General features: G+C 64.8%; 24 protein-coding genes. 9 read left to right on the top strand and 15 right to left on the bottom strand.

Annotated features, from left to right (window positions below):
• Positions 1-60: 60 nt before the first annotated feature.
• The 4 genes from rsxB to dusA all read right to left on the bottom strand — a co-directional run bounded on the left by rsxB (position 61) and on the right by dusA (position 4,660).
• A complete protein-coding gene (gene rsxB, locus AVTE2539_RS23155) occupies positions 61-735 on the bottom strand; it encodes an electron transport complex subunit RsxB (RefSeq protein ID WP_284414298.1) in 675 nt (224 codons plus the stop codon).
• On the bottom strand, positions 732-2,159 hold the full coding sequence (locus tag AVTE2539_RS23150; protein WP_284414295.1) for a polyhydroxyalkanoate depolymerase: 1,428 nt from the start codon (positions 2,157-2,159) through the stop codon (positions 732-734). The genes rsxB and AVTE2539_RS23150 overlap by 4 nt, the downstream gene beginning before the upstream one ends.
• Before the next feature lie 214 nt (positions 2,160-2,373).
• The gene (locus AVTE2539_RS23145; protein WP_284414293.1) at positions 2,374-3,444 is read right to left on the bottom strand and encodes a GTP pyrophosphokinase; all 1,071 of its coding nucleotides are present in this window, start codon (positions 3,442-3,444) and stop codon (positions 2,374-2,376) included.
• A gap of 139 nt (positions 3,445-3,583) precedes the next feature.
• On the bottom strand, positions 3,584-4,660 hold the full coding sequence (gene dusA, locus AVTE2539_RS23140; protein WP_284414291.1) for a tRNA dihydrouridine(20/20a) synthase DusA: 1,077 nt from the start codon (positions 4,658-4,660) through the stop codon (positions 3,584-3,586).
• Between the two features lie 101 nt (positions 4,661-4,761).
• On the opposite strand from dusA, the gene AVTE2539_RS23135 reads away from it, so the two are divergent.
• Positions 4,762-5,820 carry a site-specific integrase gene (locus tag AVTE2539_RS23135; protein ID WP_284414289.1) on the top strand — a complete coding sequence of 353 codons (1,059 nt, stop codon included), beginning with the start codon at positions 4,762-4,764 and terminating at the stop codon, positions 5,818-5,820.
• A gap of 17 nt (positions 5,821-5,837) precedes the next feature.
• Here the strand turns inward: AVTE2539_RS23135 and AVTE2539_RS23130 are convergent, their stop codons facing one another.
• The 9 genes from AVTE2539_RS23130 to AVTE2539_RS23090 form a co-directional block, all read right to left on the bottom strand.
• Positions 5,838-6,086: a pyocin activator PrtN family protein gene (locus AVTE2539_RS23130; protein WP_284414287.1), complete on the bottom strand. Its 249-nt coding sequence runs from the start codon at positions 6,084-6,086 to the stop codon at positions 5,838-5,840.
• Between the two features lie 446 nt (positions 6,087-6,532).
• Positions 6,533-7,492: a phosphoadenosine phosphosulfate reductase domain-containing protein gene (locus AVTE2539_RS23125; protein WP_284414285.1), complete on the bottom strand. Its 960-nt coding sequence runs from the start codon at positions 7,490-7,492 to the stop codon at positions 6,533-6,535.
• Complete coding sequence (locus tag AVTE2539_RS23120; RefSeq protein WP_284414522.1) at positions 7,489-8,880, bottom strand: integrating conjugative element protein; 1,392 nt, start codon at positions 8,878-8,880, stop codon at positions 7,489-7,491. The genes AVTE2539_RS23125 and AVTE2539_RS23120 overlap by 4 nt, the downstream gene beginning before the upstream one ends.
• A gap of 28 nt (positions 8,881-8,908) precedes the next feature.
• Positions 8,909-9,838 carry a TIGR03756 family integrating conjugative element protein gene (locus tag AVTE2539_RS23115; protein WP_284414283.1) on the bottom strand — a complete coding sequence of 310 codons (930 nt, stop codon included), beginning with the start codon at positions 9,836-9,838 and terminating at the stop codon, positions 8,909-8,911.
• Positions 9,838-10,260, bottom strand: a complete 423-nt coding sequence (locus tag AVTE2539_RS23110; RefSeq protein WP_284414281.1) for a TIGR03757 family integrating conjugative element protein — start codon at positions 10,258-10,260, stop codon at positions 9,838-9,840. Before AVTE2539_RS23110 ends, AVTE2539_RS23115 begins: the two co-directional genes overlap by 1 nt.
• Before the next feature lie 156 nt (positions 10,261-10,416).
• Positions 10,417-10,920: a JAB domain-containing protein gene (locus tag AVTE2539_RS23105; RefSeq protein ID WP_284414278.1), complete on the bottom strand. Its 504-nt coding sequence runs from the start codon at positions 10,918-10,920 to the stop codon at positions 10,417-10,419.
• Between the two features lie 273 nt (positions 10,921-11,193).
• Entirely contained in the window at positions 11,194-12,129 is a 936-nt protein-coding gene (locus tag AVTE2539_RS23100) for a hypothetical protein (RefSeq protein WP_284414276.1), read from the bottom strand.
• A 282-nt stretch (positions 12,130-12,411) separates the two neighbouring features.
• Positions 12,412-13,356, bottom strand: a complete 945-nt coding sequence (locus AVTE2539_RS23095; RefSeq protein ID WP_284414274.1) for a Bug family tripartite tricarboxylate transporter substrate binding protein — start codon at positions 13,354-13,356, stop codon at positions 12,412-12,414.
• A gap of 277 nt (positions 13,357-13,633) precedes the next feature.
• On the bottom strand, positions 13,634-14,581 hold the full coding sequence (locus AVTE2539_RS23090) for a LysR family transcriptional regulator (protein WP_284414272.1): 948 nt from the start codon (positions 14,579-14,581) through the stop codon (positions 13,634-13,636).
• 206 nt (positions 14,582-14,787) lie between these two features.
• Here AVTE2539_RS23090 and AVTE2539_RS23085 point away from each other — a divergent pair, with 206 nt between their 5' ends.
• From AVTE2539_RS23085 to AVTE2539_RS23050, 8 genes are all read left to right on the top strand, one after another.
• Complete coding sequence (locus tag AVTE2539_RS23085; protein ID WP_284414270.1) at positions 14,788-17,139, top strand: type VI secretion system Vgr family protein; 2,352 nt, start codon at positions 14,788-14,790, stop codon at positions 17,137-17,139.
• A gap of 16 nt (positions 17,140-17,155) precedes the next feature.
• Complete coding sequence (locus tag AVTE2539_RS23080; RefSeq protein WP_284414268.1) at positions 17,156-18,274, top strand: DUF2169 family type VI secretion system accessory protein; 1,119 nt, start codon at positions 17,156-17,158, stop codon at positions 18,272-18,274.
• Entirely contained in the window at positions 18,267-19,880 is a 1,614-nt protein-coding gene (locus AVTE2539_RS23075; protein WP_284414266.1) for a PAAR-like domain-containing protein, read from the top strand. Before AVTE2539_RS23080 ends, AVTE2539_RS23075 begins: the two co-directional genes overlap by 8 nt.
• A gap of 10 nt (positions 19,881-19,890) precedes the next feature.
• The gene (locus AVTE2539_RS23070) at positions 19,891-20,331 is read left to right on the top strand and encodes a tetratricopeptide repeat protein (RefSeq protein ID WP_284414264.1); all 441 of its coding nucleotides are present in this window, start codon (positions 19,891-19,893) and stop codon (positions 20,329-20,331) included.
• Positions 20,328-20,780, top strand: a complete 453-nt coding sequence (locus AVTE2539_RS23065) for a tetratricopeptide repeat protein (RefSeq protein ID WP_284414262.1) — start codon at positions 20,328-20,330, stop codon at positions 20,778-20,780. Before AVTE2539_RS23070 ends, AVTE2539_RS23065 begins: the two co-directional genes overlap by 4 nt.
• 59 nt (positions 20,781-20,839) lie before the next feature.
• The gene (locus AVTE2539_RS23060) at positions 20,840-21,364 is read left to right on the top strand and encodes a hypothetical protein (RefSeq protein ID WP_284414260.1); all 525 of its coding nucleotides are present in this window, start codon (positions 20,840-20,842) and stop codon (positions 21,362-21,364) included.
• 91 nt (positions 21,365-21,455) lie between these two features.
• On the top strand, positions 21,456-21,944 hold the full coding sequence (locus AVTE2539_RS23055; RefSeq protein ID WP_284414258.1) for a DUF4189 domain-containing protein: 489 nt from the start codon (positions 21,456-21,458) through the stop codon (positions 21,942-21,944).
• A 31-nt stretch (positions 21,945-21,975) separates the two neighbouring features.
• A complete protein-coding gene (locus tag AVTE2539_RS23050) occupies positions 21,976-22,500 on the top strand; it encodes an AP2/ERF family transcription factor (protein WP_284414257.1) in 525 nt (174 codons plus the stop codon).
• A gap of 289 nt (positions 22,501-22,789) precedes the next feature.
• Here AVTE2539_RS23050 and AVTE2539_RS23045 read toward each other — a convergent pair whose 3' ends face one another.
• Together AVTE2539_RS23045 and AVTE2539_RS23040 are read right to left on the bottom strand one after the other, a co-directional pair.
• Complete coding sequence (locus AVTE2539_RS23045) at positions 22,790-23,503, bottom strand: DsbA family protein (RefSeq protein WP_284414255.1); 714 nt, start codon at positions 23,501-23,503, stop codon at positions 22,790-22,792.
• Between the two features lie 14 nt (positions 23,504-23,517).
• Positions 23,518-26,352, bottom strand: a complete 2,835-nt coding sequence (locus AVTE2539_RS23040) for a conjugative transfer ATPase (RefSeq protein WP_284414520.1) — start codon at positions 26,350-26,352, stop codon at positions 23,518-23,520.
• Positions 26,353-26,407 lie beyond the last annotated feature (55 nt).

The raw sequence follows: 26,407 nt of genomic DNA, 5'->3' as shown, positions 1-26,407 counted from the left end.
GGTCGGGCGCTTCCACCCGCAGGAGAGAAGGGCGGCGAGCCAGCGTTGCCGGCGCTCGCGTCAGTCGGCGGAACGCCTGGCGCGGGCCCGCGCCATGGCGGCGGCGATGGCGGCCTGCTTGGCATCTCCGGGCGGCGCCGAGGATGAGGCCGCCCCTGCGTCGGCTGAGGCCGTAGCGGGCTCCGGGGGCGGCAGCGAGGCGGGTGCCGCCTGCGCGTCGCGGTCCAGCCGCCGCGTGCGGGCCGCGTAGCGGTCCCTGGCGTGCCCGGCCTGTGCCGCGGACCAGGCGGCCCAGCCGGTCGCGCTGCCGCTGGCGTTCTCCAGCACGATGCAATCGACCGGGCACACGGGAATGCACAGCTCGCAGCCCGTGCAATGGGCCTCGATCACTGTGTGCATCTGCTTGTTGGCCCCCAGGATCGCGTCCGTGGGGCAGGCCTTGAGGCACAGCGTGCAGCCGATGCACCAGGCCTCGTCGATGAACGCCACGGCGCGCGGCCCTTCGGTACCGTGGTCCGGCGAGAGCGGCTGCACCGGCCGCTGCGTGAGGGCGGCCAGGCGTTCCACGCCCTCGGCGCCACCGGGCGGGCATTGGTTGATGCCAGCCTCGGCCGTGGCGACCGCCAGGGCATAGGCCGCGCAATCGGGGTAGCCGCAGCGGGTGCACTGCGTCTGCGGCAGCACCGCATCGATGCGCGCCGCGAGCGCGCGAACGGTGTCCGCGGCGGGGGTCAAGCCTTGCGGGGCGCGCGCTTGGCGCGCGGCGCGCTGGCGGCGGCGGTGGCCGCGGCCTTCAGCCCGGCCGTGTCCGCGTGCACGGCCGCCGCAGCACCGGTGCGGCGGCGCGGTGCGTCGTCGCTGGGCAGGGGCGTGGTGCCGGTGTCAGTCGCGTGGGCGGGCTCATGGGCCAGGATGAAGTCGCGCACCTGGGGGTACACCAGATCGCGCCAGCGGCGGCCGCTGAAAATGCCGTAGTGGCCCGCACCCTTCACTTCGTAGTGGCTGCGGTTCTTCTGGGCGATGCCGGTGCACAGGCTGTGCGCGGCCTCGGTCTGGCCGGAGCCGGAGATGTCGTCCAGCTCGCCTTCGACGGTGAGCAGGGCGGTGGTGTGGATGTCCTGCGGGCGCACGCGCTCGGGCTGGCCTTCAGGGGCGCGCACATCCCAGGTGCCGTGCACCAGGCTGTAGTCCTGGAAGACGGTCTTGATGGTCTCCAAGTAGTAATCCGCGTCCATGTCCAGCACGGCGTTGTATTCGTCGTAGAACTTGCGGTGGGCCTCGGCGCTGGCGTCGTCGCCCTTGATGAGGTCCTTGAAGTAGTCGTAGTGGCTGGTGGCGTGGCGGTCGGGGTTCATCGCCACGAAGCCCGTGTGCTGCAGGAAGCCGGGGTACACGCGCCGGCCCGCGCCGGGGAAGCTGTCGGGCACGCGGTAGATCACGTTGTTCTCGAACCACTCGTAGCTGCGGTTCGTGGCCAGGTTGTTCACCGCGGTGGGGGATTTGCGCGCGTCGATGGGCCCGCCCATCATGGTCATGGACAGCGGCGTGGTCTCGCCGCGGCTGGCCATGAGCGACACGGCGGCCAGCACCGGCACCGTGGGCTGGCACACGCTGACCACGTGGCAGTTGCCGTAGCGCGACTGCAGGTGGCGGATGAACTCCTGCACGTAGTTCACATAGTCGTCCAGATGGAAGGCGCCGTCGGCGAGCGGCACGAGGCGGGCATTCTTCCAGTCGGTGATGTAAACCTTGTGGCCCTGCAGCATGGTGCGCACGGTGTCGCGCAGCAGCGTGGCGTAGTGGCCCGACAACGGCGCCACGATCAGCACGGCGGGCTGCTGCTTGATGTGGGTGAGGGTGGCGGGGTCGTCCGAGAAGCGCTTGAAGCGGCGCAGCTCGCAAAAGGGCTTGTCGATCTCCACCCGTTCGTGGATGGCGACATCCGTGCCCTGCACGCTGACGGTGTGGATGCCGAACACCGGCTTCTCGTAATCCTTGCCCAGGCGGTACAGCAGGTCGTAGCCCGCGGACATGCGCTGGGCGAAGACCGTCTGGCTGAAGGGCGACACGGGGTTGCTGTAGAGCTTGGATGCGGTCTGGGCAAAGTCCGCGAACGGCTCCATGAGCGAACGCTGGGTTTCGTAGATGTTGTAAAGCATTTGGCGCGAAACTCCGGATATGTTGCAGTGCAATATAGCAGTACAAAGCAACCCCTGTATGGCGTGAAAGTACTGACAACGAGTCACCTATGCGACAAATGGAAACAATTGTCGCGTGAAGGAAGGCTGTTTGTTTGCTATTAAAAATATAGCGCTATGCCCTAGTGATGATTGCGCTGAGGGCTGTTTTAGTGGTCGGTGCCGGAACGCGTCGTCAGGCGTGTTCTTTCAGCCACGCCTCGAACGCCTCGCGCGAACTGTTGCGCAAGGCCCGGCGGAACGTGGTGCGGTCGCCGAGGTAAAGGCAGTGGCGGATGACCGTGTAGGCGTTGAAGCTGCCCTGCGGGTTGTGGTCCTCGAAGTGCTGTTTGTAGCGTTTGACGGTGCCGATGGTGGCCCGCATCAGGGTGTTGAAGCGCGCTCGTGTGATGGTGGGCGACCACGCGCGGATGTCCTCCACGAACAAGTCCACCTTGTGCGGCTCGAAGTCCTGGTCCTTGAAGAAGTGGTTCGCGATCTTGAGGAACGTGAACGCATTGAGCTCGCTGCCCGGCGCCTGCGCCTTCTCGGCGGGGGCCGACTCCAGGTCGGTGCCCTCGTCGGGCTCGGCGGTTTCGTCGGGCGCCTGCCGCAGTTCGGCCTCGGTCGCGTCGCGGATCTGCAGGAACTCGCGGTCGGCCAGCTCGAACAGGGCCGACAGCACGTTGATGCGCCGCTTGAGCTGCCCGGGGATCGATTTCTTGTACTTGATCTTGTGGTCCAGCACGCTCCAGGAGTCCTGGATGATCGTGCGCACCTGCAACTCGAACGGCTGGTGGGCATAGGCCGCGTGTTCGGCCAGGGCCGCCTGGGTCGGCGTCAGCCGCAGGTCCAAGTGCAGGCCCTTGTAGCCGAAGGAGTCCTCGGTGCTCTCCACCGCCGTCACCTTGTCGGTCACGTCGATCACGTCGAAGTGCGATCGCACGGCCTGCGCCACCTTTTCCAGCTCGTCCTCGTACAGGCACACCACCCGCACGCCGATCAGATCGGTGATGTAGGGGCGGATCTCGTAGGGGGTGTTGCTTTCTTCCAGCGCCGCGCGGTATTTGCGCGAGAACTTGTTCACGCATTCGCGGCGGTCCTTCACGCGCCCCTCGACCTTGGTGATGTCCAGGTGGGGCGTGCGCGAGAGGATCGCCTGCAGCAGCGCCATGTAGGAGGCGCAGGCGTACTGCAGCGCAGGCAGTTCCTGGGCATAGGCGGCTTCAAAGCCTTTTTCTTCCCGGGAGAAATCGAGCGAGGGCATGGGCAAAAAGAAACGGTGCTTGAGGGCGATGGCCTCCAGGGCGGGCCACCGTCCGAGCCGCCATCGTAGTCCAACTGCATTGCCCGGGCACGCTGCCCGGGCACGCTGCCCGGAACGCCGCCGGCCGTGCCGGCCGGATTTACCGCGTGGCCGCCAGTTCGGCCGAGGCGTCCAGGGCGGCCGGGGTGTCCGAAGGCGCGCCGCGCTGCGGCGCCTGCGCCAGGGCCATCACCTCGTGCGCGGGCAGGCCCTTCAACCGATGGTCGCTCCACACCTGCCGCCAGCGCCGCGCGCCCGGCAGGCCGTGGCGCAGCCCCAGCATGTGGCGGGCGATCGAATACCAGTGGGTGCCGTGCAGTGCCGCCTCGCGCGCCATGTAGTCCACCATGGCGGCCTCGACCCCCTCGCGCGTGAGGGCGTTGTCGGCGGCGCCGAAATAGAGCGCGTCCCAGCGCGCGAGCCACCAGGGGTTGTGGTACGCCTCGCGCCCCACCATGGCGCCATCGACCCGGCCCAGCGCATCGGCCACGGACTCGTCGGTGGCCAGGCCGCCGTTCAAGGCGATGGTGAGGTGCGGAAAATCCGCCTTCAGGCGCTGCACCACGTCGTACCGCAACGGCGGGATCTCGCGGTTTTCCTTGGGCGACAGGCCCTTGAGCCAGGCGTTGCGCGCATGGACGATGAACACGTTGCAGCCCGCATCCGCCACGGTGCCGATGAAGTCGCGCACGAAGCCGTAGTCCTCGCTCTGGTCGATGCCGATGCGGTGCTTGACCGTGACCGGCACGTCCACCACATCGACCATGGCCTTCACGCCGTCGGCCACCAGTTGCGGCTCGTTCATCAGGCAGGCGCCGAAAGCGCCGCGCTGCACGCGCTCGCTGGGGCAGCCGCAGTTGAGGTTGATCTCTCCGTAGCCCCATTGCGCACCCAGCCGCGCGGCCTGCGCCAGATCGGCCGGCTCGCTGCCGCCCAGTTGCAGGGCCACCGGGTGCTCCTCGGCGTTGAAGCGCAGGTGCCTCTCGACGTCGCCATGGATCAGCGCGCCGGTCGTCACCATCTCGGTGTAGAGCAGTGCATGGCGGCTCAGCAGGCGGTGCAGGTAGCGGCAGTGGCGGTCGGTCCAGTCCATCATGGGGGCGACGGATAGCCGCCAGGGGCTCGCTTTCACGCTGTTTTCTTTAGAATCAATAGCTTGCGAGTGTGTCTGTAACATTTTTAGCTTCCTATTTTCCGCTTTCTTGCACCGTTTCGCTCCATTTTTCTCGTCGTGGTGCTACATTGAGTGCTACAAAGACTGCCGTGTAGCACTACTAGATGGGCACGATCACGCAACGAAAGAAGAGTAACGGAACCCTCTCCTACACAGCCCAGATCCGGCTGAAGCAGGGCGGGAAGGTGGTACACAACGAGGCGCGTACCTTCAGTCGCCACGCGTTGGCGTCCGCGTGGATGAAGCGCCGAGAGTCGGAGTTGGAACTGGCACGCGCAAGTGGCCGCAAGGTGCCAGAGAAGGTGACCCTTAGTGTGCTGTTCGACGAGTATGTCGGTGCGGCTACGAACATCACCCCATGGGGGCGAAGCAAGACCGCGGACATTAACCGCCTCAAGAAGTCTACCCCTGCCGATAGGGAGGTCACGGGGTTAAGCGAGGCCGATTGGATGAGCTATGCCCGCGAGCGGCGCCTTGGCGGAGCGGGCCCCGCTACAGTGCTCGGGGACTTCGTCTGGTTCCGCCAGGTTCTTCTGCACGCCGCGGCCACGCGTGGCCTTCGCGAACCTCTGCAAATTCTCGACAACGCACGAATTGAACTACTCCGTACTCGCGTCCTCTCGAAGGCGAAGCTGCGAGAACGACGTATTACGGCCGCTGAGGAAGCGGCGCTGCTCGAACACTTCGAGAAGCGGGACGCCAGGAGCATCATCCCCATGGCGGAGATCATGCGGTTCGCGATTGAGAGCTCACGACGGGAGGATGAAATTTGTCGCCTGCGGCGCGCGGACGTGGATCAGGACAAGAGCATCGGCTGGCTGGATGACGTGAAGCATCCAAGGCACAAGACGGGCAATCGTCGAAAGTTTCGACTCAGAGCAGCGGCTATGGAAATCATCAAGCGCCAGCCGATAGCTGACGGAGAGAAAGCCGCGTATGTGTTCCCGTTCAACCCAAAATCGGTGAGTGCAGCATTTACGCGCGCTTGCAAAGTGCTGGAGATCGAAGACCTGCACTTTCATGATTTGCGTCACGAAGCCACGAGCCGCCTCTTTGAGCTTGGCTACTCGATCCAGGAGGTGGCGCAATTCACATTGCACGAGAGTTGGGCAACTCTAAAGCGTTACACCCATCTTCGTCCGGAAGACGTGCCTGAGCGTTGATGCAGCATCGGCATGCATCAGGCGCGCATGCGTTCCCAGTCGGTCTGCGCCTGCTTTTTTGCTGCGTCCAGATGTTCAGCTAGTTTTTGAGCGTCCACTAGCCATGGGCTTTTCTGTGAGCCGACGCGAAAGGCTGGTACCGGAAGTTCCTGTCGACGCGCGTACTCCTCGGCCTTCCTAGCTGAAAGGCCGAACAGCGCCGCGCATTTTTGTACCGGAATCTGCGCCGTGCCGTATTCAGCCATCAATGCGAAAAACGTGTTCATCGCGGGCGTAAGGACTTCGAGAGCAAAGAATTGGTGGGGTAGCCAGTTGGCCTCAAAGGTTGTCGTTGCGCATGCATGAAATGGATGCAGCGCTATCCGCATTGTTCGTCGCCTAGCGGAGCAGCCCGTAGCTGGCTTCAACAACCAGCACCGCCGCGATTGAGGCAAGTTCTAGACGGCGCAGAAGTGCGGATTCTTCTTTGCTTGCAGGTTGGTTGTTACAGCGCTTCAGAAGGTGTCGCCAACCCCAGGAGGCACCTAGATACAGAGCCATCCGACACACGAAGAATACGCCAGCATGCTGCTTCGACCACAGACTCCATGCGCCCATGCCATCCAACACGCAGACGCCACAAAGTTTCGCGGCAACCGCTACGCCGACCAGAAGTGCCAGCCAGATCGCAGCGCGGAGTATGGTCCGCAGGATCAAAGTCACCCTCTGCAAGTCAGATGTCACGCTCGCATAGCGCCAGGTCGGACGAACAGCCCGCTCCGGCCTGGTCATCGAAGAACAGCGCGTACTGGCGGCCCCCGCGCGCGGTGCGGCACCACTGCACCACGCGCCGGATGCCCGAGTACTGGCCGGGCCGGTCTGCGTCGGTGGGGTCCTTGCGCACCGGGAAGAAGGTCGCGGCATGGCGCTTGTTCGCTGCCGCGACGACGCGTTCCCAGCGCTCGATGCGTTCGACGTGTTCCGGGAAGCGTTCTGCAATCGACCTGAGTTCGGCTTTCCTGGTGTGGATGCAGGGCATGCAGCCGACGCGGCCCATGCCCATGGAGTAGAGCGGGTTGGGGGTGAGCCCGTGGTCGGTGTGCTTTTTCCAGACCTGCTGCAGCGTCCAGTCGAAGATCGGCCGCCACAGGTAGCAGCCGGATTCGTGGCGGTTGAGGCGTGGCTGCAGGGCGCGGTGCCGGCTTTCCTCCGCACGGATCCCGAGCCACTGGATGACGGGGCCGCGCCGGAGCATCGGCAGAACCACCTGTTCGGTGATCGGCAGTTCTTTCAGCTCGGAGGTGCAGAACTGGGCCATCCTCGACGGAAAGCGTCCTTTGGTGATGCAGAGGTCGAGGAAGGGGTTGCCCGTCGGCTCATGCAGTTCCGCAGCCTCGCGGACGAGCGCATCGGAAATGCCCATTTGCGGCCAGCGCTCCAGCACATAAGCCTTGTGCTTCGCCATCCTTGCGCTGAAGTCTGCCTTCACCCACTCGATCGCGGGGCCGCCCGTGCGCTCCAGCAGCTGCTGCACGAATTCGTAGGTGAGTTCGTGCTCGTTGCCGGTGTCTGCGAAGACAGCACGAAAGTCCCGGCCGGACTCCAGGGCGAGCAAGTAGGTCGCGGTAGAGTCCTTGCCGCCGGAGACGTTGACCAGGTGCTGTACGCGCCTGACGCCGTTGCTGGCGCTCATTGCGTGCTCCGGGGCTTCTGAATCTCCTGGACACGGTCCCTGGTGGGGTCGCCCTGGTAGATGCCGCGCGAGCCGGCGGCGCGCGTGCTGTAGCGCTGGATCAATGTCATCGGGGAGTTGCCGGCGAGCTCGCGGCGCAGCTCCAGCTCGGTCTTCAGGTTCTGGATCTCCTGTTCCAGCGCGCCGCTTTCCTGATCCACCGCTTTCGTCGCGAGCTCGTTGGCCGCGACGTTGGGCTCCTTGCGGCCCGTCAGCAGAGTGCGCTGCAGCAGAAGGGCCTTCTCCATCACCGAGGCGAGCGCGACCTCCGACGCCAGGCGCTTGCCCAGCAGATCCTGGTCGGGCTCGTCGCGCAGCGCTTCGATGACGCCGCGCGTGAGCGGCAGCGAGGCGCTGCCGGCGGCGTCCAGGTTTGCGGGGGTGGTCGGCTTGGCCCCGGAGACGAGTTCCTGCAGCGCCTTGAGCTTGGCCTCGTACTCTTCCTGGATCAGCGGCGTCAGGCCTACGCCGGGTGTCGTCGAGGTCTTGGTACAGGTCTCGCAGGTTCGTTGCTCCCGCTCGCCCAGCACCCTCGTTGCCCACGTGGCCGCCGCCTGGGGCGAACTCCACGTCTGGCACGACAGGCGTCCGTTGCACTCGTTCGCGGAGATGGAAGACGTGTCGGTGGCTCCACGCCCGTTCAACAGGTTGTAGCCCGCACGCGTGACGTCCCCCACGATCTTGATCGAGGACTGGCCCGAGCCGCCCGCATTGCCGCCGCCGACCCAGGGAACGCCGTTGTTGCCCTTGTTGGCCTCGGCGCGTTCGATGGCCGATACCGCGTCCGTACTGGATACCGCCTGCTTGAGGGCCATGCCCTCGGCCAACTGGTCCCAGCCGGTCTGTCCGCCCGCCATGTCCGCCATGCGGCTGGCGATCGCCCGGCAGGTCATCTTGGAGCGGTCGAAGTCCAGCCGGGCCTGCAGGATGCCGTTCGTCAGCAGGTTGTAGAGCCCGGGATCGGCACGCTGGATGATGAGCGCTGGCAGCGATGCGACCGCGCTCGTCGCGGACTGGATCACATTGCTCATGATCGACTGAAAGCCGTTGCTGATGCCGTTGAGCTGGTTCTGCAGCGTGGTGGTGATGCTCATGTCCCCGCAGATCAGGTTGCTGTTCCAGCCCATGCCGACGCCGATGCTCTGCATGTTCCCGGCAGGGCTCATCGACACGGCGCGGCCGCCGCCGATGCTGTAGAGCACGTCGCTACCGATCACGTTGCCGCTGGCGCGGATGCCGTCCTCGTCGATCCGCGTCTGCGCACCGGACGTGCTGCAGAGGGCTGCGAGTGCGGCAATGGCGATCAGGCTGCGCAGGCTTGCGCGGGGAGCAGTGCGGGGGGGTGCCATGTCGTCCACGGGTTCTCCGTCAGAAATCTCAGAAATCGGTGCTGCCGATGAAGACCTGGCCACGCCGCTGGCAGCAGCTGTACGGGCGCCAGAGCGCCCAGGCGTAGTCGCCTTGCCGGGCCTGCAAGTGGGGGCCACGGTTGGGGAAGACCGCGCATTGGCCGGAGAGGGTGGGCGTCAGCTCCTGCCACTTGCCGGAATCGGCATTGCTCTCGACCAGCGGGCCGGCGGGCCAGTAGCCCGCGCGCGGGCTCGCGAGCAGGGGCTGGTACACGTGCGGCTGGCCAGTGCGTGTCACCACATCGCCAGCGCGCTGTGCGACCACGGCGCCACTGAAGTGGTCGTCGGTCTGGTGCAGGAAGCCGCCCCGCGGATAGATGTTGCCCCACAGGTCCGCCGACAGGCGCGATCCGATCTCGCGCATGCCGGGGGTGAGCGACTCGGGGTACGCGAGTTCGGGCACGTTGTAGCGCCATGCCAGCGTGTCGAAGGTGCTCAGCAGGTATGGCATGAAGGGAGTGCCTGCGCCCTCGCAGGTGTAGCCGGAAGCGCTGGCGAACGCGGAGAACGCTTCACCGGCCGGATGTCCGATCACGTCCGAGTTCTTGAACTTTGCGAGGTTGTTCTCGTGGCTCTGGTTGGTGGTTCCGTCGCCCCCGGCCTGCGCGGAGGGGTTGGGCACGCTCATCGCGCGGACTTCGACCCAGGGGTTCACGCCGGTGTTGCTGTAGCTGGAGACGACCGCATCAGGAACGTAGTGCCGCACCTTCACCGAGGTGCGCACCGTGCAGCCGCTCCACGTGCAATACAGCCAGTAGCAGATGCCGGAGACCCGATACGCGAAGCAGTCAGGCGAAAACGCCGAAGCCACGATGGTCGCGGTATCCAGTGCATACGAGGGCACCGTGGCGGCGAACAGGACGCCGAAGGTCGCGGCGCGCAGTCTCTTGGAGCGCATCACTGCCCGGCCCTCCGGTACGCCGCGATGCGACCCAGGGCGCGGCGTGTGTCGGCGTCGCCATACACGACGTAGCGCCCCTCGACCACGACCGCGGGCAGCTTGGCGACACCGAGCGAGTACGCGTCTGCCACCGCCTGGAATGCCTGGCCGATCCTCTTCTGCCTTTCGGCGAGCGTTGGGTTCGCCAGACGCTGGCGCATGACGGCTTCCGCACGCTGCGGATCCACCGGCAGGCCCCCACCCAGCTCCGATACCAGGCGGGCGGGTGCATCCAGCTCGATGATGGTCGCGCCGGGCACAGCGGTGGCCGGGTGGGCCGTGTCGGTGAAGATCCTCACGTCATCGGCGAAGGCCGACGCGGAGGCCATCAAGGCCAGGCCGGCGGTCGCCCTCGCGAGGGGGGCGAGGCTCGTGCGCATGGGAAGGCGGTGGACTTGCACGTGGGAACCCTGGATGTGTGTTCACGGGTTCCAAGTCGAACGCAGGTGCCCGGGCGCGGCCAGGGGAAATAAGCAACGCCCGCTGCCCTGTTGTTCGGCTGGGAGAGGACGCCCCGGGGCCGGGGCGTCGTTGGATCACAGCAGGCCGGCTTCGGCGAATGAGTAGGGCGTGCCCGAGCCAACGATCACGTGGTCCACCACGCGGACGTCGATCAAGCCCAGCGAAGCGCAGATGCGCTCCGTGAGGCCCCGGTCAGCATCGCTGCACTGGGAGGTGCCCGAAGGGTGGTTATGGACGAGGATGACCGAACTGGCGTTCAGATCCATCGCTCGCTTGACGATGACACGCGGGTAGACCACCGCCTGATTGATCGTTCCTTGGAACAGGGCCTCGAAGGCGATGGCTCGATTTTGGCAGTCGAGGAAGACAACGCCGAAGACCTCGTGGAGCTCGCCGGCGAGCTTGAGCCGCAGGTAGTCGTAAAGCTCCCTCGGGCTCGAGATCGCTGCCTCACGATGGAACATGCGCTGCTCCAGCACGTGGAGTGCGCGATGGACCAGTCGGCTTTCCTGGACGGTGAGTGCCGGGCAGGGTGTAGTGCTGGGTTGCAGCACCTCGGACGTGGCAAGTTGCGGCATGTGTAGCCTCCGACTTTCTTACAAAGAGGGGCTACACGCCCATCGGGGTGGAGACCCCGTGGGTTGGCGATGAAGTGCATCCACCAGCGCTTTCGCGCTGGGCGTCCGCCGTTTCGGATGTGGAGCGGACTGGTGCGATCGGCGCCTGCGCGCCGCAGCCTTGAAGATCGTGGCTGCCTGGGAAGGGAGGAGAAATCCTCCGCGACCTGCGGTCGATAGTGAGCATTCGGAGGGCAGGCGCCCATGCAGAATCCGGGTCTAGCGGTGATCCGTTTAGGCAATGGCCATGGGATGTGGCGTAACGGGGGAAGGACGACCCAGGAGTAGCCGGCGAGCGTTCACTACAGCAGCGCTGCCTTCGGTCGTCAGCCCGCCGGCGTCATCCAGCAGCCGCACCTGAAGGAGCCGAAACTGCGCAGCGCACCACGACGTCAGATTGTGCTGCTGGACCTGGTCGAACTCCGCGTAGATGTACTCCACCGGCAGGCCTCCCGCGCCGCTGTACCGCGCGTCCAGTGCGGACAGCACACGGCCAGCCAGCGGATCCAACCGCTCTGACAGCTGTGCCAGCATCCAGGCGCATTCCTGCATCCGCAGGTCGATAGCAAGCAAGGTCTCGGCCATGCACTCCAACTGCTGGACGGTATCCCGATAGCTGCCGGCAAAGACGGTGCAGCGCACATCAGGTTGCTCGCACACGCTGCGCGCCAGATCGCCCAGCCCACGCAACAATGCGGCATCGACCACCCCGCCCAGAACCTGCCACGACTGCGTCAGGTACAGCGGCACGGTTCCACTCGCGATCCAGTGTAAGGTGGGGTTTTCCGCGGCCTCGCTGAAATTCGCGGAGTCGAAGCCCAGCCCCCACGCCACTTGGGATGTGGGTGACAATCCACGCCAGCCGTACTCCAGCATGCTGCCCGCCCAAGTTGCCGAGGCACGGACATTGTTCGTCATAAGGCCCTGCAGCGGACCGCGGGGCAGCCGGTCGGCAACACGGGCAAGCAGCGCACCGGTGACGCCCAATGCACGCAGGCGCGCGATGGCCGCCGTATGCGCGCTGCCGTCCAATGCGCAGCGCACCGCCGCCAGCGCTTTCGCCACGTGCATCACATGGCCGCGCACCACCGGGTCCTTGAAGCTGCCGGGCTTGGCAAGCGGCGCCAAGGCCGCGGCGAGAGCGTCATGTACGTTGGAATGGGGATGCATGGTGGGTGTCTCCTTCCGGTTGCCGTTACGGGCATGGCCGGCTTATCGGCAGGCGCGCGCCCGCCGTGCCCCTAACGGGCATGCGATCAACGAAGAGTGTGATGGTCCGCCGCCTCAGCTGCGGAATCAGCATCGGTGCCAGCGATAGCTGGCGGCGTCGCTGTCAGGCCGTGCTCAATCCCTTGACGACAGAAGCGCAGCGCTTTGGGCCGGCTTCATGGGGCAACGACGAGATGGCCAGTCTGATCAAGTGGAAGTGGAGCATCGGCTTGCCGGCGCGTCTCACTGCGGATGGATGCCGGCATCGCGCGCGACCGCGCCCCACTTGGCGATCTCGTCCGCGAGAAAGCGGCCGAACTCCTGCGGCGAGGAGGGCAGAGTGGTGAGGCCTGCTGTGGCGAAGCGTTGCTGCACTGTGGGATCTGCAAGCACCTCGCGCAACGTGTCGCTCAGCTGCTTTACGATTTCGGGAGGGGTGTGCGCCGGAGCCGCCAAGCCGATCCAGCTGGAGAGGTCGTAATCCTTGATTCCCTGCTCTGCAAGGGTTGGAATGTCCGGTGCCAGCGAGGTTCGATGTGCCGTCGTCACGCCCAATGCGTTGACGCGCCCGGCCCGCACCGCCTGCAAGCTATTGAGGACATCGGCGATGACGAAATCGTTCGTGCCGCCGATCAGGTCTGTCACGGCCAGGTTGTTGCCTTTGTACCCCACGGCCGTGGCAGTGAAGCCTGCCAGCGATACGAACCGCGCTGCTTTCAGTTGGCTGCTTCCTGATCCGTATCCATACGACAGCTTGTCCGGGTGCGCTTTGCCATAGGCGACCAGTTGCTGCACGTTCTGGACGGGCAGAGACTTGCGGGAAACCAGCAGGAAAGGCAGTTCTGCGACCAAGGAAATCGGCGCGAGGTCCTTGCGCGGGTCGTAGGGCAGCACCTTCATCACCGCCAGATTGCTCGCCCCGTTCGTGACCCCAACCAATAGCAGGGTGTAGCCGTCAGGCGCGGCCCGTACTACAGCCATGGTGCCGACCACGGCGTTGCCGCCGGGCTGGTTGTCCACGACGATCGACTGCTTGAGTCGTGCCCCCATCGACTCGGCCAATGTTCGGGCGACTAGGTCGGAAGTGCTCCCTGCGGGCATCGGCACGACCAGGTGGATTGGCTTGTCGGGGTGGGCTGCAGCCAGCAGCGGGACGGCAACGAGCGATGCGATGATGGTCTTTTTCATGGTTTCCTCCCGAGATGGATTGCTTCTTCCACGCACAGCGGCAGGTGCGTGCGGTTTGCTCAAATGCGCTCGACTGGCGGGTGCAAGGGTCAACAGGCCGCGTCGGCGGACCGGGCGTTTGTTGGGGAGAAAGCAGCCAGCCACGCAGCGAAATCGCATGAGCAGTTCACGGTCGAGATGCTATGCCGGCTATCGGAATATGACGATTGCGCAATCTGCCGTGGGGGATGCATCTTGGGTAATTGATCCCCCATCGCCTATGCGCTCAGGTAATAAGTTATGGCCGCCATAACACGGTGTTTGGCTGTCGGCATCTAGACACATCTGCAGCCGCACGATCCTCTGCAGCCTGCTCTTTCAAAGCGCTGATAAACGGCGCTACATACGGTCTTGCGACCCCGAGCGAAGAGCGCACAACAGCCGGGGTCAGACATATGTCTTCGGTAATTGGCATCGAGCGCAGATGTTGGTGCTCCTGGGCCTGCAGCGTGAATTCATCCAGCAGTGCCACCCCGACGCCTGCTGCGACAAGTCCGTAGGCGACGTCCATTTGCCAGATATGGACGCATACGTTCAACGATAGCCCACGCTTTTCCAATGCGGTTTCGATCAATTGGCCGCCCGGATTGCTCGGATGTGGAGCAATGACTGGGAACCCGGCGAGGTCCCGCAAGCTGATGCGCTCTTGAGAGGAGAGAGGATGGTTATGCGGCATGACACACACTATTCGCCCAGAGCTCACCACCTCGACCTCCAGATTGACGTGTTCCAGAGGGAGAACCGCGACGGCCAAGTCGGCCTGATTGCTCAGAAGGACGCGAGGCATGTCTGCAAGCGTGCATACCCGCAGTTGCACTTGCACCTTCGGGTGGCGTGCCAGGAAACGTGCGACGGCTTTTGCAGTCAGCCCGCGAGCGAGGCAAGCGCTGGAGCAGATGTTCAGGGAGCCGGCAGAACCATTGCGGAGACTCGCCGCCAGATCGTTGACTTGAAGCGCATGGAGGTAGCACGACTCCACCTCGGCGATCAGGGCCTTCGCCTCCTCGGTGGGGCATAGGCGACCACCGACGCGATCGAACAATGGGTATCCAAGGCATTGCTCCGTATGGGCAATTCCTCGGCTCACTGCCGGCTGCGACATCGAGAGAAGCTTCGCAGCCCCTTTCACTGACCCGGCCTGCATGACCGCCCGAAATACTTCCATCTGCCGCAAGCGAAACCGCACGTCTTGCTCCCCTTTTGTCGAGTCCAACGCTCAGCAACGGGTCTGCAGGCTTCATCGACATCATGTCAAATTTCATGCGGTGCATAACGGTTAACGATCTGAAACAAAACAAACTGGGCGTGGGATGTTCGGCTCGGCCATGCGCGGACTAAGATCGCGCCCGTTTTGACACAAGGTGGCATGGCTTTTTGTCGATGCCTCAATAAATGACCCGCCGCGTCACCATCAAAACGGCCTTGGGAGAGGCCCTGCAGTTTCGACAACTGCGGGGTGAGGAAGCGCTCTCATCGCTTTATTCCTTCGACGTCGACCTGCTCTCGGAGGGGCGCGACATCGATCCCAAGGCGCTGCTGGGCAAGACGGCGACGGTGGAGATCGAGACCGAAGGCGGCGGCAAGCGGTACCTGGACGGCCTGGTCACGCGCTTCGGCATGCAGGGCCAGGACCATCGCCTCTACTCCTACCACCTGCGCCTGCAGCCCTGGCTCTGGGTGGCCACGCGGCGGCAGGATTTCCGCATCTTCCAGTTCAAGACCGTCCCGCAGATCGTGCAGGAGGTGCTGGGCCGGTATGGCTACCCTCTGCAACTCAAGCTCACGCGCGCGTACCGCGCCTGGGACTACTGCGTGCAGTACGGCGAGAGCGACTTCGACTTCGTCTCCCGGTTGCTGGAGCATGAAGGGGCGTACTACTACTTCCAGCACGCGAGCGGCCAGCACACCCTGGTGATCGCCGACGACATCGTGGCCGGGCATGAGCCCCTGCCGGGCGCGGCCGTGATCCCGTTCTACCCGCCCGAGAAATCGGCCACGGCCGACCGCGAGAACATCCACGCCTGGACATTGGGCGAGGAGATCAAGCCCGGGCGGTACTACAACGACGACTATGACTTCAAGAAGCCGAGGTCGGATCTCTCCAACATGCGCCAGCAGCCCCCGGGGCACGCGCACGACGCGTACGAGATCTACGAATGGCCGGGCGGCTACGTGCAGCACGGCGACGGCGAGCAATACGCCCGCGTCCGCTTGCAGGAAGGGCTGACGGGCCACAGCACCGTCAGGGGCGAATCCCGCCACCGCAGCCTCGCGACGGGCTACACCTTCACCCTGGAGAACTACCCACGCGGGGACCAGAACCGGCAGTACCTCATCACCGGCGTCACCTACCACCTGCACGAGAACCCGCGCAGCTCTTCCTTCAACAGCGCCAAGCCGGGCGAGGCGCTCAAGCACAACGAGGAGCAGGGCTCCTTCCAGAAATTCAGCCTCACGGCCCAGCCCACGAGCCTTCCGTACACGCCCGCGCGCAAGACGCAAAGGCCCAGAACCACCGGCCCGCAGACCGCCGTCGTGGTCGGCCCGGCCGGGGAAGAAATCTGGACCGACGAATACGGCCGCATCAAGGTGCAGTTCCACTGGGACCGGCTGGGGGCGATGGACGAGAACTCCAGCTGCTGGGTGCGGGTGGCCACGAGCTGGGCAGGCTCGGGCTTCGGGGCGATCTCGATCCCGCGCATTGGGCACGAAGTGGTGGTCGATTTTCTGAACGGTGACCCCGACTATCCCCTGGTCGTGGGCTGCGTCTATAACGCCGCCAACATGCCGCCGTGGGCGTTGCCGGGCAATGCGACGCAGTCGGGCATCAAGACGCAGTCGAGCAAGGGCGGGGCCTTCGGCGACGGCATGAAGAACGGTGCGGGTGACGCCAACGCGATCCGCTTCGAGGACAAGAAGGGCGCGGAGCAGCTGTGGCTGCATGCGCAGAAGGACCAGCTTACCGAGGTCGAGAACGACGAGGACAAGTGGGTGGGCAATGACCGGCGCAAGACGATCGACCGGGACGAGACGAACACCATCCACCGGGACCGCACGGAAACGGTGGACCGCAATGAAAAGATCACGGTGCATGGCTGGCGCACCGAGGAAGTGGATGGCGACGAGACCATCACCATCCATTCCAACCGCAAGGAACGGGTGGACCACAACGAGACGATCTCGATCGGTGACAACCGGGATGAGACGGTCGGCATCAATGAAGACATCCGTATCGGCAAGAACCGCAGCAAGACGGTCGGCCGCAGCGAGACCGATTCCATCTCGAAAAACTGGACCACCACGGTGGGCCTGCTGAAGACCGAAACCATCGGCGTGGGCTGCATCCAGACCACGGGCGTTTTCAAGATGGCCAACGTCGGCGTGGCCTACAACCTCAACGTGGGCATCACGATGATGACCAACGTGGGCATGAACCGTAGCGACACCATCGGGATGGAGCACACCCACACGGCGGGCAAGAAATATGCGCTCACCGTGGGTGGGGGCGGTGGAAGCGCGGCGGCCGGCGCGGTCTCCAAGAACATCACCGCACCCTCCGGTGGCTCAGGAGGAAAGAGCGGCTCCAGCCTGGTCATGGACGAAACCAGCATCACCCTCAAGGTGGGCAAGTCCGTGCTGGAGATGAAGGACGACGGCACGGTCAGCGTCAACGGCAAGCTCATCCAGATCACGGCCGATGGCGACAACGTGGTGATCCAGGGCGAAGACATCCACCTGAACTGATTCGCCCTGGACTGGCATGGACGTCGAAAACCACAGCCCGTTCCCGCACATGGTCATCGAGAAAGCGACCACCAAAGGCCGCTTCTTCGATGTCGTCATCGTCGCGGGCAGCTTCACCCTCGCCCACGGACAGCCCGTGCTGGCCATGGATGAGCAAATGCCCATCCAGTGCGTGGACCGCTACGTCGGCGCGCCCGAGAGCACGCCGTTCCTGGAGGAAACCCACCTCGTCGTCGGCAAGCAGCGCACGGACGTGCACGTGCTCGGCCACGCCCGGCCCCTGGACGGCAAGCCCGCGACGCACTGGCCCATCGGCGTGCGCATCGGCCCCATCACCAAGACCGCGCAGGTCACCGGCCTGCGTGCGTGGCACTGGACGCCGCTGCGCGGCTGGCACCTGACGAAGCCCGAGCCGACGACTGCCGTGCCCCTGCACGCCGGGATGGCGTATGGCGGCGCGGTACGCCGGGCGCGCTACCGCGGGCCGGCCACCGACGACATCCACGATGCCCAGGCCTTCGATACCTACCAGCCCAATCCGGTGGGCCGGGGCTATGTGGGCGATGAGGATCTGGACCGTGCCCAGTTCTACCTGGCACCCCAGATCGAGGATGTGCAAAAGCCATTGCGCGACATCCGCGAGCGGCTCACGCCGGTTTGCTTCGGCCCTGTGCCTCGCTGGAACCCGCAGCGTGCCCGGCATGCCGGCACCTATGACGACGCATGGCACGCGGAGCACTTCCCGTACCTGCCGCCGGATTTCGATTTCGCGTTCTACCAGTCCGCGCAGCCTGACCTGATTGCACCCAGCTGGCTGAAGGGAGACGAGCCCATCACTCTGATCGGCTGCGACCCCACCGGCCGTATCGACACCCAACTTCCGGGTATCGACATCCTGAGCTTGCTCACGGACGAGGACGGGCTGACACAGCCCGTTCCGCTACGGCTGGACACCGTGACCATCGATCTCGACAAGCTGTCGCTGCAATTGGTGTGGCGCCGTGCAGTGCCGAAGGAATGGGGGCTGCGCAAGGTCATGTTGGCTGGTATTCCCGCCGGGCCGGCGCAGCGTGGTGCCGAACAGCCTGTCCATGTCCACCGCCAGCGGACTTCGACGGAGGTGGGCCGTGGCTAGAAAGCACATCGCCGAAGCTACCGCGAAGTGGATTGCGGTCTGCACAACACCGGATGTATGCAAGGTCGGCAGCACTACCGTCCCGTTCGACAGTTTCAGGAGCCTGTCGAACAAGTTGAAGTATTCCCCGAACGTATACGCACGGGGCATGCCGGTGTACCGGTTGACCGACTGGGTTCGCGGCACAGATGCCAATGCGGGCATGGGTGTGGTGTCCCAGACTTCACAGCAGCCTGGGCATGTACGGCTGATCGGCGATAACACCAGCGTAAAGGTCAATGGGCTGATCTGCGCGCGACACGACACAGTCGTGCAGATGAATGTCGGCCCCGGCGGGCCGAACACCGTGGGCAAACTGGTCACGGAGCAGAGCGCACCTGCGGGTGTGGTCAAGAACGGGAAGTTGCCTTGCAATGACCCGCCAAAGACGTCCCCTGAGTTGGAGAAACTGCAGAAGCTCAAAGAGAAGCTCAGCTTCATGAATCCAGATCAGCTGGATGAGTACATCCGGTTTGGCGACTGGAGTAAGTCAGCGGACGAGACGATCGCCTCGATCGACATGAAGGACGAGGGCGGATGGTCCACGGCGGGTCACTATGGCGGTCAGGTGGCGCGGGGAGCGCTGGGCTTCGTCAAGGACATTGGCCTTGGGCTGGGGCAGCTTGCCTACACGGTCGTTAAAAAAGGCAACATCGCCGGCGCCCTTCATAGCAATCTGGATGCGCAGATTCTTATGGAGCAGATCCGGCTGGGCAACGTCTGTCTGGAAACGCTCAAGCAGGCCGCAAAGGCGGCGGGCCACGAGCTGACAAAGCCGGTGACGGACGCGTGGGAAAAGGGCAACTACGTCGAGGCGGTGACGCGGGCCGGCCTGGAGATAGGAAGCCTGGTGCTGGTCGTCGGCGATGTCGCAAAGCTGGCACAGGGTGCGAAAGCGGTGGAAGCTGCGAGCGCCGGCGTGAAGGCGGCGGATGCAATGAGTGCGGGTAGCAAGGCCGGCGAAGGCCTGGCAGCCGGCGGGAAGGCGGCCGAAGGCGCGGCAGCGGGTGGGAAAGCGGCTGAAGGCGCCGGAGCCGGCGCCAAGGTGGGCGATGAGCTTGGGACTGTTGCCAAACCGGGTGAAGCTTCTAAGGCGGCGGAAGCGGCCGAGGCGGCGGGAGTGCCCGTGGAGGAATACAGGGTCCTCACCCAGAAGGGGAAATCGGTCAAAGAGTTTTCGACCCGGAAGGCGAATGGTGTAAAGATCAAAGCCCGCAGCCTGCGCGAGCTGTTCCTGGGTAAGACGCCAGGTAAGGGTACGAAGACCGGCAAAGACGTTATTGCAAGGATGGAGAAGGAGGGGAAGATTCGGGAAAACCCCCTCACGGGAGAAAAGGAATTCCAGGCGTCGAACAAGAAGTGGTACAGTATGGATGAGGCTGATATGGCGCATTATCCAAAGGATGCAGTCACTTATTGGAATCAAGAAGGTCGATATTACGGCGCAAGATCGCCAGAAGTTAGAGCGTTTATGACCAATCCTGATAATTATGTTTTGGATCATTTCTCGTTGAATCGATCTGCAGGTGCCAAACTGAGTGAAAATTATTTAAACCCTTTGAAATAGAGGAGTTTTTATGGATGTTCAACCCCTTCCCCCCGCAGTGATGGAAAAGCTGGTTCAGAACGGGAAGGTATATAGGGATGCCAAGGCTTCAGGAGACTATGCTTCTGCGGAAGCCCAGCTTCTGGCTAGCTGGGATGCATTTCCGGAACCCAAGCATTCCTGGGATTCGTCTGAAAGTGTGATAAAGACGATTGCTGGCTTTTATATCGAAAGGAAAGATTTTTCCGCTGCCGAGAATTGGGTGAAAGAGCTCTTCAAATGCGATCCTCTCCCGGGCGATCCCAAGCCATACCTTCTGCTTGGCAAGATATATTACGAATCCGGCAGGCACGAACTGGCAGCACAAAATCTCATCAAGGCATATGAGATGGGCGGCAGGAGAGGTTATGCCAGTGAAGATCCGAAGTACTTGAAGTTCGCATTGGACGAAATCAAAAACGCGAGTAAATGATGGCGAGCAACGATCTCGAAGACGATAGCGGTCCGGGGTTGCCCGACGACATCTACGAACAGGTGACTGCGCTGGCGGAAAAGGCCAACGAGGCATTGGAGAGCGACAGGCCTTCAGCTGCGATCGAGCCGCTGCAGCGGGCGCTCGACCTGTTGCCCGCACCTCAGCACGAATGGGAGGCGTGGACCTGGCTGAACGGCTCGCTGGGCGAGGCGTATTTCAACCTCTCCGACTTCAAGATGGCGCGTATCTCGTTCCTTGACGCCATGAGTGGACCCGGCGGTGAGGGGAACCCTTACCTCTTGCTGCGGGTGGGCCAGTCGGCCTTCGAGTTGGGTGAGACCGCTCAGGCCAAGCAGATGCTGGCGCAAGCCCACATGCAGGAAGGCGATGAGTTGTTTTCGGACGAGGATCCCAAGTACCTGGCGTTTTTGCGCTCGGATCGCTGATCGTCCTGACCATTCCGGAAGCTCGCGCTATGCCTGCCCGATTCGATCCCTTACCCGACATGCTGCTGCGGAACCTTGGGCGCTATAGTCGTCAGGAACCCTTGCAAAGGGCCTTGATGTCGCTCCAGCCACCTGTCACGGATCTGCGCCGGGGGCACGGCCCGGATCCGTATCACGTCAGCGTGGAACGCCTCGGTCTGGATCTCATGCTGCAATGCATGGATCCCCGCTTGCCGGACCACGAGCAGCTTTGGGGTCTGCATGCACTGACCTTCCACAGTCCGTTGTCCCGTCCGGCGAATCCCTGGACGGGTGAGTGGCCGCGCGGGCTGGACGTCGCCACCGCCACCTCGAGTGACGTGGCGGCGCTGCTGGCGCAAAAGGACGATGAGGCCGTTCTGGCCTTGCCCGAGATGGCTTGCTTCGTTGTGCCTGGTTTCGACGGCCAGGCCTGGGCTGTGAACTGCACGTTCGGGGGGGCGGCCAAGACGCTCAAGGCCATGACCCTGGTGCGCACCGGGGAGTGGGTGGGAGCCTCCTGGCTTCCAGCGCACAAAGCTGCAGGGAGCTCCGTCGCGGCCTGAATCCCTCCGGAGAAACGATGGAGCGCGCCGAGGTGGCGTGCATCCACAGCCGGCGCGAGCCGGCATCTCCAAATCTCAACGAATTGTCTCCATGAGCTACACGAAACTGCTCGGCTTTCTGGCCGCTTGGATGATGATCTGTTGCGGAGCCGTGGCCCAGACGGCATGCCTTTCCGGCGTCGCCGCCGGCAGCGCGCGTTGCAGCCCGAGTTCCGACGGCGGTGAAGAGGCATCCCCTCGGCCGACTGGCGAATGGATCAAGACGTGGGGCGTCATCGCCACCTCGCCCAGCGGCATCGGTGGTGTGAGTTCGCGCCAATTGTCCGAGGACGCTGCCCGAAAAATGGCATTGGAGAACTGCAGGAGCGCCGGGATGTGGGATTGCAAGGTGGAGTTCGTCTACCAGAACCAGTGCGTCGCGCTGGTCCATCCCGCGCAGGCCATCGGTGCTGCATTCACCACGGCAGCAACGGCGGAGGAGGCCGTGCGCCTTGGCAAGGCCAGGTGCGCGGAACTGGTAAAAGGCGAATGCAAGGTGGCGATCTCCGAATGCTCCGAGCCGGTTTCCAGGAAATTCTGAGCGCTCGGCCAGCGTCTCTTTTCGCACTGCCATGGTCGATACCGCGCCTTCCGACAAGATCTATGGGCTGACTCCTCGCTACGAGGGCGGACGGCTGTTGCGCTGGTCCGTATCCATCACGCGCCGCGGAGAGCACTTCGACAAGGAGTTTCGGGTAGCCGTCTACGGTGACTCGGAGAAGGCCAAAGCCGCGGCGATCGCCTACCGCGACGAGTTGCTCCAGCACCGCCCGGCCATGAGCCTGCGCGACTTCGCGTCGATCGTCCGCACCAACAACACTTCCGGTGTCCCTGGCGTATCGCGCAGGGAGTACAACGGCTTTGCGCGTTGGTGTGCGCTGGTGTCGCTTCCGAATGGAAAGACGCGCAGGCGGACATTTGCCGTGGCGAAGTACGGCGAGGAACAGGCGCGGGAACGGGCGATCAAAGCCCGCCTTGAGTTGCTCAAGTTGCTTGAAGGCTGGTTCGTGCATCACCCGGACGCGGTGCAGGACGGGCAGGCGCCATCCGACGTCGTCGCGCCCGCGATGCCCAAGTGCGGCAAGCGGCCGGGCTAGGCATCCAGGCGGAAGCCATCGCCAGAAAAGCGGGTGTATCGCATGGAGCTCAAATGGGCGCTCCGCGACGGTACCCAGGTCTGCCGCGACTACTGGGTAGCCGAATGCGATGTGCCGACGGGCGGCGTTCGGCGCAAGCAGTTCGCGGTGGACAAGCACGGAGAGATGGAAGCTCGGCGACTGGCCTTCGAGCAACGCCGGGAATGGCTTGCGCATCCTCCCGAAGCAGCGCCTCGTCGTGCGCGGCGGACCAAGGCGGGTCGTGCTTCAGATGATTGTCCGCTGGCGGTCATCGCTGGGGCGGAACAGGCGATGCCAGCAAGTCCAGCGCAGACATCAGCGCATCGGCCGGCACCGCTCCGCTGAGGCGCATTTCTTTGCCACTGGTGTGGTCCCGCAGCCGCAGCGTCGGCGTCCCGGTAACGCCTTCGTCGGCGGCTTGACGGGCCTGCTGGCTGACGGTGGCCTCCGCCTTTTCGCCGGTCAGGCAGGTCTGCATGCTGGGCGTCATGTCCGGGTAGCGGTCGCCGTTCGGCACGCCGCGGCCCTCGGCGAGCGTGTGCGCGTAGATCCAGTCCACCGCGTGCCAGAAACCTGCATGGCCGCGCTCGTTGCCGGCGCATTCGGCGAGCCGAGCCTCCTGGCTGGCCGCCGGATCATGCGCCTGGAGCGGGAGGTGATGCCACTGCAGGCTGACGTCGGGCGTCGCCGCGACCCAGCGCACGAGCTGGGGAACGTAGTCCCGGCAGTACGGACACTCGAAGTCCGCATAGACGGTGATCGTGAAACGCGCATCGGAGCGGCCGTGTGTCCAGGGCGGCCCTGGCGGCAGGGGCGGCGCGGTCTGGGCTGGCTGAGCTTCGGAATACTCCACCTGCGGATGTTCCGGCCAGATCGCGATCGCGAGCGCAGCGGCCAGCAGAATGGCCGCGGCGGCGATCGGCCACTCGACGAGGGAAAGCGCCGTGCGGCAGCGCAGGAGTCGGGTGATGGTGGGTCGCATGGGTGGCCTCCGTTTCAGTGGTGCGGCAGCGGCTCGATACCGCGTGCGCGATCGATGCGCTCGGCGACCAGGATGGCGGCGTCCAGCTCGTTGATGCCGTGCTGCTGCATCAGCGCGAAGCGCTCGGCCTTCTCTTCGGGTTCGGTCATGGCCATGGCCAGGTACAGGCTGGGCGGCACGGCGCGAAAGAGGAGTTCCATGGACTTGGAGAGGATGACGCCCTCGGTGAACTTTCCCGCTTCCTTGCGCGCCGACAGCATCAGGGCCTTCTGCGCCGGGTTGAGTTCACGGAATCGGGCGATCTTCTCCACTTCGTCCGGCGGCATGGAGAGGCAGATCCACCACTCGATCATGTTGAGCATGGGCTCGGCAGCCTTCGGCAGATCGTCGAGGTTCTGGGTCGCCAACCAGAACCAGGCGCCGAGCTTGCGCCACATCTTCGTGATCTTGACGATGTAGGGCGCGAGCAGCGGGTTCTTGGTGATGATGTGGCCCTCGTCGGTGACGTTGATGATGGGCCGGCCGAGGAACTGGTCGCGCTCCGCGATGTTGTTGACGGTGTTGATGAGCGAGATGTACGCCACCGAGAGCTGCGCGTTGTAGCCCTCGCGCGCATAGGTGGCGAGGTCCACGATGGTGATGTCGGCCTCGGGCCAGGGCGTGCCGGCACGGTCGAACATCTCACCGTCCGCGCCCTGGCAGAACATGTCCATGGCGTCCGCCATCTCCAGCAGCCGGGCACGGCGCATGTCGGGCAGGTTGGCGTCGCCGGCCCGTTCGCGCAGCGCGTCGCGCACGTCCCGCGCCAGCACGGTGCGGCCCGCGGCCGTGCAGCGGCGGGCGGCATCGAGGATGCACTGGCGGATCAGGCTGCGGTCGGCGCGCGTCATGCGCGCCTCTTCCTTGTCCTCGCCGCCGGTAATCATGAGGCGGGCGGTGATCTCCAGTTCGCCGAGCACGTCGCGCTGCTCGTCCCCGTCGGAAGCGGTGCCGCCGGCATCTGGCCCTTCATCGAGCGCGTCGGCGTCGAGTGTGCGGACCTGGCTGGGTGTGTCCACCAGGCGACGCGCATCGGCGAACGGCGCGAGGCTCACGCCCGCGCCCGGGGCGAGCCGCACGCGGTTCACGGTGAGACCGAGGCGGGCGGCGAAGTCGCCGAACAGCCCAAAGGAATTGCCGGCCTCGACGATGAAGAGGCGAGGGCGGTACATCGCCGTCACCTGGTTGAGCAGGTTGTTGAGGGTGGCGCTCTTGCCCGATCCGGTGGGCCCGAACAGGAACAGATGGGCGTTCATCTGCCGGTCCAGCCGGTTGAGCGGATCGAAGGTGATCGTGTCGCCGCCGCGGTTGAACAGCGTGATGCCGGGGTGGCCCGTGCCTCGGCTGCGCCCCCAGACGGGCGCGAGGTTGGCCGCGTGCTGCACGAACATGAGCTGCGTGTACCACTGCCGTGTGTCCTTCGCCGGGTCGAACACGCAGGGCAGCCATCGCAGGTAGGTGTTGAGGGGGGCGACCTCGTCGTCCTCGCGCACCGGCTGCAGGCCGGCGCCCAGCATCACGTTGGCAAGCTGCACGCCGCGTTCGTCCAGCTGCGCGAGATCCCGCCCGCGCAGGTAGAAGGCGAGGGCGCCCCGGTACAGCTTGTGCGCGCTGCCGATGAGGCCACGCGCCTCCTGCACGTCGCGGCGCGTCTGCTCGGAGGCCAGCGTCTCACCCACGGCCTTGCGCGCGAGGTGGTTCAAGTGGGATTCGAGCACGTCCTGCGGCGTGGCGACCAGGGTGAGGCACATCACCGTGTCCTCCGGCATCTGGTCGAACAGCGCGTTGATCGCATCGCCCTTGCGAGTTTCGCCGGTGAGGTGGCCCGTGCCCGGCGCGTTGCGCAGGCGGTCCATCACCACCGCACGGTGGGGCATGCCGTCGAACCACCACATGCCGTTGTCCAGGTCGGAGCGCGGCGGGCCGAAAAACAGCCGCTGGGCGAAGTCGGTGCCGCTGGCGAGTTCGATGTCGCTTTCGTCGGCTTCTTCGGGATAACGCGTCAGGTCGTAGAAGCGTTCCCGGTCCACCGCGGTATCGCCGAGCAGCTTCGGCCGGGGATTGAACCAGCGCAGCAGCCATGCGTGGATGTTCGCTGCGCCCAGACGTTCCGCTCTCACGCCGGCATTGGCCAGGCCGCCCTGCAGCCGGTCGCAGATGGTGGCGAGCGCCTGCTCGGGCGACAGGCCGCGGCGGTGGCTGGCGGTGTCGCCGATCCGCCGATAGACCACCATGCGCACCCTCCGGGCCTGGCCGCGCCAGGGCAGGCGCGTCACGGCCGTGTCCTCGAACAGGCCGCCGGGCTTGGCGATGGCGCGCAGGTGGTGGGCGAAGAAGCGTTGGTAGAAGGCCGTGAACGCGGTGTCCCGCGCTCGTGGCTGCACGTAGGCGTCCAAGCCGCGCAGGTAGCGGTCCCAACTGGCCTCGTCCTGGGCGTAGAGCTGCACCACCCATGGGTGATCGTCCAGTTCGTCGAAGGCGTCCTGCAGCGCATTCTCCAGCGCATCGCGCGCCTGCCACAGCCACGCCATCTCGCGGCCTTCCGTGCCAATGGGCACGAGCTCGAAGAATGCCGCGACGGACACCCCGTCATCCAGCAGCATGCACCGCGACTCCGGCAGGTACTCGGCCCAGGGCAGCATGTCCACGAAGGAGGGCGACACGCCGTAGAGGGCACGCTCGTCGTCTTCGGTGGCACGCGGCCGGCCCGGCGGGCGCGCGTGCGTGCCGGGTGCCGGAATGCCGTTCTCCGCGAGCCGGGCGACGTGTTCGTCCCAGGCATCCGGCGGTTCCGCGGCGACCGAACCCATCGCCGCCACACCGCTGCGCAGCCGATGCAGCGCGCCTGCGGCGCGTTCGGACCAG

Origin of the sequence: Acidovorax sp. SUPP2539 (assembly GCF_030158975.1) — a bacterium.
Taxonomy (GTDB): domain Bacteria; phylum Pseudomonadota; class Gammaproteobacteria; order Burkholderiales; family Burkholderiaceae_C; genus Paracidovorax.
Note: the sequence above shows the minus strand (reverse complement) of the source record. Positions and strands in the feature narration are given on the sequence as shown.

Coding starts and splice junctions, on each gene's coding strand:
- AVTE2539_RS23150 (WP_284414295.1), bottom strand. CDS start 2,159: ATGCTTTACAACATCTACGAAACCCAGCGTTCGCTCATGGAGCCGTTC.
- AVTE2539_RS23145 (WP_284414293.1), bottom strand. CDS start 3,444: ATGCCCTCGCTCGATTTCTCCCGGGAAGAAAAAGGCTTTGAAGCCGCC.
- dusA (WP_284414291.1), bottom strand. CDS start 4,660: ATGTTACAGACACACTCGCAAGCTATTGATTCTAAAGAAAACAGCGTG.
- AVTE2539_RS23135 (WP_284414289.1), top strand. CDS start 4,762: ATGGGCACGATCACGCAACGAAAGAAGAGTAACGGAACCCTCTCCTAC.
- AVTE2539_RS23130 (WP_284414287.1), bottom strand. CDS start 6,086: ATGAACACGTTTTTCGCATTGATGGCTGAATACGGCACGGCGCAGATT.
- AVTE2539_RS23125 (WP_284414285.1), bottom strand. CDS start 7,492: ATGAGCGCCAGCAACGGCGTCAGGCGCGTACAGCACCTGGTCAACGTC.
- AVTE2539_RS23120 (WP_284414522.1), bottom strand. CDS start 8,880: ATGGCACCCCCCCGCACTGCTCCCCGCGCAAGCCTGCGCAGCCTGATC.
- AVTE2539_RS23115 (WP_284414283.1), bottom strand. CDS start 9,838: ATGCGCTCCAAGAGACTGCGCGCCGCGACCTTCGGCGTCCTGTTCGCC.
- AVTE2539_RS23110 (WP_284414281.1), bottom strand. CDS start 10,260: ATGCGCACGAGCCTCGCCCCCCTCGCGAGGGCGACCGCCGGCCTGGCC.
- AVTE2539_RS23105 (WP_284414278.1), bottom strand. CDS start 10,920: ATGCCGCAACTTGCCACGTCCGAGGTGCTGCAACCCAGCACTACACCC.
- AVTE2539_RS23100 (WP_284414276.1), bottom strand. CDS start 12,129: ATGCATCCCCATTCCAACGTACATGACGCTCTCGCCGCGGCCTTGGCG.
- AVTE2539_RS23095 (WP_284414274.1), bottom strand. CDS start 13,356: ATGAAAAAGACCATCATCGCATCGCTCGTTGCCGTCCCGCTGCTGGCT.
- AVTE2539_RS23085 (WP_284414270.1), top strand. CDS start 14,788: ATGACCCGCCGCGTCACCATCAAAACGGCCTTGGGAGAGGCCCTGCAG.
- AVTE2539_RS23080 (WP_284414268.1), top strand. CDS start 17,156: ATGGACGTCGAAAACCACAGCCCGTTCCCGCACATGGTCATCGAGAAA.
- AVTE2539_RS23070 (WP_284414264.1), top strand. CDS start 19,891: ATGGATGTTCAACCCCTTCCCCCCGCAGTGATGGAAAAGCTGGTTCAG.
- AVTE2539_RS23065 (WP_284414262.1), top strand. CDS start 20,328: ATGATGGCGAGCAACGATCTCGAAGACGATAGCGGTCCGGGGTTGCCC.
- AVTE2539_RS23060 (WP_284414260.1), top strand. CDS start 20,840: ATGCTGCTGCGGAACCTTGGGCGCTATAGTCGTCAGGAACCCTTGCAA.
- AVTE2539_RS23055 (WP_284414258.1), top strand. CDS start 21,456: ATGAGCTACACGAAACTGCTCGGCTTTCTGGCCGCTTGGATGATGATC.
- AVTE2539_RS23050 (WP_284414257.1), top strand. CDS start 21,976: ATGGTCGATACCGCGCCTTCCGACAAGATCTATGGGCTGACTCCTCGC.
- AVTE2539_RS23045 (WP_284414255.1), bottom strand. CDS start 23,503: ATGCGACCCACCATCACCCGACTCCTGCGCTGCCGCACGGCGCTTTCC.
- AVTE2539_RS23040 (WP_284414520.1), bottom strand. CDS start 26,352: ATGGGTTCGGTCGCCGCGGAACCGCCGGATGCCTGGGACGAACACGTC.